The sequence below is a fragment of the Kitasatospora sp. MBT63 genome, from assembly GCF_000710465.2.
Classification (GTDB): Bacteria; Actinomycetota; Actinomycetes; order Streptomycetales; family Streptomycetaceae; genus Kitasatospora.
In genome coordinates this window covers 2,237-7,453 of record NZ_JAIZ01000772.1, presented here as the reverse complement: position 1 = coordinate 7,453, position 5,217 = coordinate 2,237, and the positions used below count along the sequence as shown (strand labels likewise).

Genomic DNA, 5,217 nt, shown 5'->3' with positions numbered 1-5,217 from the left:
TGCGAGTCCCGGTCGCCGAGCGAGGCGGCCGAGCGGGTCGAGCCGGTCGAGCCGGTCGCCCGTGCCGTCCCGGCCCCGCGGGCGGTGGCCGCGCGCCCGGCGCTCCCGCGGCCGAGCGGCGAGGTCCGGGCGCTCCTGACCGGGCTGCGCCGACGCGATCCGCGACTGCTGCTGTCGGAGGGGGAGATCGCAGCCCTCGCACCGGCCGTCGGTGACTGGCTGAACCGCGGGGCGACGGGCGAGGCCGTCGCGGAGACCCTGACCGCGGGCCTGCCCGCGGTGTTCGAGCGCCGCCCGGCCCGGATCCTCGCCTACCGGCTCGGGCACTGGAACGCCCCGGTCGCCCCCGAACCGGCCCCGCGCCCGGTCGTGGTGCCGATGCAGAACTGCGACGGCTGCGACCGCGCCTTCAGGGCGCCGCGGCCGGGCATCTGCGGCCCGTGCACCCAGGGGTCCGCCCACTCCGTCGGACACCCGGGTCGCGCGGCCTCGTCGGCCCGGATGGCCGGAAACCGCCGCCGTGAACGGCCGATGACGATCTGTCAGTAAGTGATCATCCGTTGCTAGACATGTAATCGATCACGTCAACCGCGTGAAGATCGATTCACGATCACCGCCAACTCCGATCGCCACCACACCGATCGGACGTCCCGGGGAGACCCATGCGCGCCATACGCCCGCTCCGCAACCTCACCCGCATCACCCGTATCGTCCCCAGGCTGGCCCTTGCGTTCGTCGCGGCGGCGGCGCTGCTGCTGGCCGACCTGGCCGTCGCGCCCACCCAGGCCGGCGCCGCCGGCCTCGACAACACCTGGGCCTGCAGCGTCCCGGCCGGCTACACCTACGACCAGGTCCAGCAGACCCGCCAGTGCAGCGGCGGCTCCAGCTGGACCTCGACCGTCTTCCACCTGCGCACCCCCGCCGACGGCGTGATGTCCTGCACCCCGGTCGACGGCTTCGTCTACGACTACGTCTCGCTGGGCAGCGCCTGTGCCCAGATCGGCCCGCAGGCGGCGAGCTACCGGCTGCGCACCGCCGTCGACGGCATGATGGCCTGTACGGTCAAGCCCGGCTGGACCTACGACCTGATCAGCTACGGCTCGGCGTGCAGCCAGAACGCCGGGGTGCCGTCCACCACGTACCGCATCAAGCAGCCGGTGAACGGTCTGTGGGCCTGCTTCGCCCCCTCGGGCTGGACGACCACGGCCTCGATGAGCACCTTCGACTGCAGCTACACCAGCGGGGTGCCGTCCACCAAGTACCGCCTCGCGGGCTGACGTCCCGTCCGGTCCCTCCCCCGGGCCGCGCGTTCAGGCGACCGGCGCGGGGGCGGGCCGGGTCGGTCGGGCCGGGCGGCGGGTACGCCGGCGGACCTCCGCGGAGCGGTGCCAGATCCGCTCGCGCACCGACTGCGGCAGGTCGCGGCCGGTGTCCTCGGCCAGGATCTCGCGGTGGGCCACCACCGCGCTGGACACCATCGAACGGTAGCGCCGGAAGGTCTGCACCTCGCCGGGGGCATCGCACCCCTCGCCCAGGAACGTGTAGTCCATCTCGTACGGGCCGCGGTCGCCCAGCCGGGCCGCGTCCACGGCCCACTCGCGCAGCGCCCGCGGCGAGGCCGACACCGTGACCAGTCCGCCGCGCCGCAGCACCGTACTGCCGTCGTCGCCCTCGCGCCGGAACTGCGCGCGCACCCGCTCGTCCCAGCCGCCCGGGTCGGCGAGCGCCAGGTCCAGACCGTGGGTCCGCCACCGTACGGTGCCCGCCGGCGGCGGGGCGAGCGGCAGGGCCCGCCGCAGCGCACGGGCCGCGCCGTCGGCCAGCGGGGTCAGCCCGCGCGGCACCAGGACGACGGGATCGCTCGCCTCCCCCTCGAACGGGGTCGGATCCAGGAACGGCCGGTCGATCACTACCAGGGTCCCGGGATGCCGCTCGTACGACAGCCCCCACAGCAGCCGGGCCAGCAACTGCGCGCCGGCCCGGTCCGACAGCAGGTGCCAGGTCCCGTGGTAGCGGTTGGTGGCGAACCGCGCCGTCGTGCCGGGCCGCAGCCCGAGAACCGTGTACTCCCGGCCGTCGAGGCGCAGCACCCGCCGGTGCAGCTTCAATCCGTCCGCGGCCGCCGCCGCCCTGCCGGGGCGCTGCCGGGCGGCCGCCCGTCCGATACCGCTGCTGATGATCCCGTCCCTCCCGTGGACCGTTCGTCACCGCCCGCGGCGCTGTGCCGCGGGCGTGACCGGAAGCCGATCCTGACCCCTCACCCGCCCCCGGGTCACCCGGTTTTTCCCGGAGCCGGCCAAGCCGCGGCCCGGGCGTCAGCTCTGATCGACCTCGGTGCGCAAGCTGTTGTAGTCGGCGAACGCCGCCTGGACGCCTTCCCGGGTGAGGCCGTAGCGCGCGAGGTCGTAGCTGTGCGCGCGGGTGCCCTTCGGGCGGGCGGTGATCTCGGGAAGCCGGGCTGCGGTGGCACTCGTCCAGCGGGCGCCGATGGATTCGTAGAGTCTGGGGGCGCCGTCGGCGGGGTTGGACCCGAGCCAGGAGTAGGGGACGTCCACCAGTGCCTCTGGGGGGATCGAGGCTCGGGCCGCCAGGCCCCGTGCCATGGCTCGACTCAGCACATCCAGCCAGGTGGCGCCGATTCCGTGCAGGTCGAGGGGGCGGACGGTGATGGCCATGCCGTGCTCGACCAGGCTGCAGAAGGACGCCACGACGGTGACCGGGTCGCGGTGCGTCCACACGACGGTGGCATCCGGGAAGACGGTGCGCAGCGCGTCCAGGTTCTCCAGGTGCATGGGTGACTTGAGCACCCAGCGGCGGCGGGGGCGACCGTACTGGAGCACCTGGAAGACCTGCTTGAGGTAGCGGTAGTCGGGGACGAAGTCCCGCTCGTGGTGCCGGGCGGGGAAGCCGGCGATGCGGACCTGGGACAGCGGCATGACGGTGTGCGGGAGGGCGAAGGTGCACTCGTCGGGGCCCTCGGGGTCGAGCGGGTGGATGTCGCGGAAGCCCGGGGCGAACAGGTCGATCGCGCCGACCATCCGGCGTGCGGCGGTGACGGCCTTCGCCCGGTCGGCGGCCGTGGGCTCCAGGCCGGGGGTGAGCAGTTCCCAGAGCAGGGGGCAGCGGTGCTCGGCCGCGAGGGACAGCACGCCGTGGGTCAGCGTGGTGGCGGTGCGCGGCAGGCCCACCACGAACACCGGCCGCTCGATGGGCTCCTGCTCGATCGCGGGGTGCTGGGACAGCAGTGCGCGGATCCGGGCCCGGTTGCGGAGCTGCCTGCGGACGTGGGCCTGCCCGGACGCCCAGCCGACCGGGGTGAGGCCGGCGTCCTTCGACCAGTCGCGCAGCAGCAGCCGGAAGTCGTCGGCGAACGGCCGGTCGCCGGCGGCCTGCGGGGTTGCCGCGATGATCCGGTCGAAGACCCGGTCGGGGTTGCGACGGGCGCCGAAGCCCGGCCGGAGCAGCAGATTGGCCACGGTGAGGGCGAGGGGGGTGGCAGGCAAGGGTGTGTTCCTTCAGCAGCGGGGGGAGGGGCATGGCGCCATCCCGCGATCCGGTCCAACCTGAAAACTACCGAGCAGTAAGGACGTCAGGTTAGACCCGCACCGCGCGTACATGTCAATGGATCTGCAAGGGGAATCGCCCGGATTCCCGCTGTGTCCACGGTCCGCTCCGGCCGCGCGTCCACCCTCTTTTCCGCGATCGTACTATCCGGTAGCGTGCCCTCCTGGCATCTGAGGAGAGCTGGTCGCCACCCGACTCGTGAGAGTGAACTGGCAGTCCCATGGCGGCAGTTCGCCTCGACGAACTCGGTGTCGCAGCCACGCTCGGCCGCCCCCACGACGAACTCTGACCCCTGGTCCGGCCCCCACGCACCGGACCGGAGCAACCGCAGCCTCAGGATTCGGTGCGGGCGGACGATCGCGGTCGTCACCGCTCGGGACAGCTCGAACCGGATGGAGCGCCATGCGCCAGATCTGCGGGCGGGGATTCCTCATGCACGGGCGAAGACGGAGCGTCGCTGCCGCTCACCTGCGTTCAGGGCGGTACTGAGCGGCCCGATGGGCGTGATCCCGACCCCGCCGTGAGGCTGGGGCCCACCGCCGTGCCCACCGGCGTTCGCCGTGCGCACCGACCGTCGGGCCGGGCGCCGGACCTGAGCACCGAACGGTCGAACCGTGGGCACGCGCGTCTCCTCCTGGCGCGCGCGGTTCGGCGTCGGCATGCCCCTGAACCCCCACGAAGCCCTTCCCGCAACGGAGACTCCACCGTGACGACAGCCGACACCCTGGCCGCCGGGGGCACCGCGGAGGCGGCCTCCCGGGCCGCCAGCTGCGAGCGCGGCGCCACCGTGTGGCTGACCGGGCTGCCCAGCGCCGGCAAGACCACCCTCGCCTTCGCCCTGGCCGAGCGGCTGCGTGCCGAGGGCCACAAGGTCGAGGTCCTGGACGGCGACGAGATCCGCGAGTTCCTCTCCAGGGGTCTCGGCTTCACCCGCGAGGACCGGCACGCCAACGTCACCCGGATCGGCTTCGTCGCCGAGAAGCTGGCCGGACACGGCGTCAAGGTGCTCGCCCCGGTGATCGCCCCGTACGCCGACTCCCGGGCGGCCGTGCGCGAACTGCACGCCGCCAAGGGCACCGAGTTCCTGGAGGTCCACGTCGCGACCCCGGTGGAGCTGTGCGCCGAGCGCGACGTCAAGGGCCTGTACGCCAGGCAGGCCGCCGGCGAGATCTCCGGCCTGACCGGGGTGGACGACCCGTACGAGGCCCCGGCCGACCCGGAGCTGCGCATCCAGACACGCGGCCGCGAGGTGGCCGACTCCGCCGCCGAGCTGCACGCCTTCCTGACCCAGAGGGGCCTGGCATGACGACCGCGACCCACCGCCCGACCGGCACCCACGAAAGCCCCTACGCGCTGTCGCACCTGGACGCCCTGGAGGCGGAGTCGGTGCACATCTTCCGCGAGGTGGCGGGCGAGTTCGAGCGGCCGGTGATCCTGTTCTCCGGCGGCAAGGACTCGATCGTCATGCTGCACCTGGCGCTGAAGGCCTTCCACCCGGCGCCGGTGCCGTTCGCCCTGCTGCACGTCGACACCGGGCACAACTTCCCCGAGGTGATCGCCTACCGCGACCGGGTCGTCGCCGAGCACTCCCTGCGCCTGCACGTCGCCCACGTCCAGGACTTCATCGACGACGGCCGGCTGCGCGAGCGCCCC

Annotated in this window: 5 protein-coding genes and 1 pseudogene; 4 read left to right on the top strand and 2 right to left on the bottom strand. The window is 73.4% G+C overall.

Annotated features, from left to right (window positions below; all coding sequences use genetic code 11):
• Window positions 1-549: pseudogene (locus AA75_RS50440) on the top strand (hypothetical protein); the annotation flags it as partial.
• Between the two features lie 113 nt (window positions 550-662).
• Window positions 663-1,277: a hypothetical protein gene (locus AA75_RS40015; RefSeq protein ID WP_051814229.1), complete on the top strand. Its 615-nt coding sequence runs from the start codon at window positions 663-665 to the stop codon at window positions 1,275-1,277.
• 33 nt (window positions 1,278-1,310) lie between these two features.
• Here AA75_RS40015 and AA75_RS40010 read toward each other — a convergent pair whose 3' ends face one another.
• A complete protein-coding gene (locus AA75_RS40010) occupies window positions 1,311-2,108 on the bottom strand; it encodes a hypothetical protein (protein ID WP_051814227.1) in 798 nt (265 codons plus the stop codon).
• Between the two features lie 207 nt (window positions 2,109-2,315).
• Window positions 2,316-3,503 (bottom strand): sulfotransferase, encoded by a 1,188-nt coding sequence (locus AA75_RS40005; RefSeq protein WP_033825397.1) that lies wholly within the window; start codon window positions 3,501-3,503, stop codon window positions 2,316-2,318.
• Window positions 3,504-4,288: 785 nt separating this feature from the next.
• Between AA75_RS40005 and cysC the strand changes: the two genes are divergently transcribed.
• Entirely contained in the window at window positions 4,289-4,870 is a 582-nt protein-coding gene (gene cysC / locus AA75_RS40000; protein WP_051814230.1) for an adenylyl-sulfate kinase, read from the top strand.
• Window positions 4,867-5,217: phosphoadenosine phosphosulfate reductase family protein (locus AA75_RS53075; RefSeq protein WP_033825396.1), on the top strand; the 351-nt coding region annotated here is incomplete at its 3' end. The genes cysC and AA75_RS53075, both read left to right, overlap by 4 nt.

Excerpts from the sequence above, each read along its gene's own strand:
- AA75_RS40015 (WP_051814229.1), top strand. The coding sequence starts at position 663 with ATGCGCGCCATACGCCCGCTCCGCAACCTCACCCGCATCACCCGTATC.